The following is a 1,087-nucleotide window of genomic DNA, read 5'->3' as shown; positions in this document are numbered from 1 at the left end:
TCGCCCTCGCCCTCGGCCTGCTGACGTGGTCGTTCGGGCGGGACATCGCTTGGCTGTGGCGCACGAGGGGCTCCGCCGGGCGCGAGGTGGCGGCTGTTGAGGTGGAGCTCCTCCACCGGGAGACCGCGGGTGTGGGCGCCCCTAAAGGCGACTGGGCTTGCCGCGGGCCTTGATCAGCGGCCGATCCCGTCGAGCTCCTCGATCTCCGCGGCCGGCAGGGCCAGTTCCGCCGCCGCGATGTTGTCGCGCAGGTGGGCCCGCGAAGACGTACCCGGGATCAGAACCGTGGTCGCGGAGCGCTGGAGCAGCCAGGCCAGGGCCACCTGCTGGGGTGAGGCGTCCAGGCGGGCGGCCACGTCGGTCAGCGTCTGCGACTGCAGCGGGCTGAAGCCGCCGAGCGGGAAGAACGCGGCGAACGCGATGTTCTCCGCCGCGCACCGCTCGACGAGGGCGTCGTCCTGGCGGTTGGCCAGGTTGTAGAGGTTCTGCACCGTGACGACCGGGGCGATGGCCTGGGCCTCGGTCAGCTGGGCGTCTGAGACGGCACTGACACCGAGGTGGCGGATCAGGCCCTCCTTCCGCAGCTCCGCCAGGGCGCCGAACTGCTCGCTCAGCGGCTCCTCGTCCGTTCCCCCGTCGTTGGAGCCGACGCGCAGGTTCACCACGTCGAGGGCGTCCACTCCGAGGTGCTGGAGGTTCTCGTGGACCTGGGCCTTGAGGTCCTCGGGGTCCCGCGACAGGATCCAGCTGCCGTCGTCGCCGCGGCGGGCGCCGACCTTGGTGACGATGCGCAGGTCGGCGGGGTAGGGGTACAGGGCCTCCTTGTTGATCTCGTTGACGACGACGGGCCCGTAGAAGTCGCTGGTGTCGATGTGGGTGATGCCCCGCTCGACGGCCTCCCGCAGGACCGCGACGGCCTCGTCCCGGTCCTTGGGCGGCCCGAAGACGTTGGGGCCCGCCAGCTGCATGGCTCCGTATCCCATGCGGGTGATCGTCAGATCGTCCGCCAGGGTCAGGGTTCCGCCGGAAACGGTGCCGGTTGCGTCCGTCATGGTGTGCCTTTCACTGCGTATCCATGGCTGTTCTG

1 protein-coding gene is annotated in these 1,087 nt (G+C 70.5%); it reads right to left on the bottom strand.

What is annotated here, in order from left to right; translation table 11 throughout:
* Nucleotides 1–173 precede the first annotated feature (173 nt).
* Nucleotides 174–1,052 carry an oxidoreductase gene (locus EU811_RS23060; protein WP_142940566.1) on the bottom strand — a complete coding sequence of 293 codons (879 nt, stop codon included), beginning with the start codon at nt 1,050–1,052 and terminating at the stop codon, nt 174–176.
* Nucleotides 1,053–1,087 lie beyond the last annotated feature (35 nt).

Source organism: Arthrobacter sp. TS-15, from assembly GCF_006964045.1.
Lineage (GTDB): Bacteria > Actinomycetota > Actinomycetes > Actinomycetales > Micrococcaceae > Arthrobacter.
Note: the sequence above shows the minus strand (reverse complement) of the source record. Positions and strands in the feature narration are given on the sequence as shown.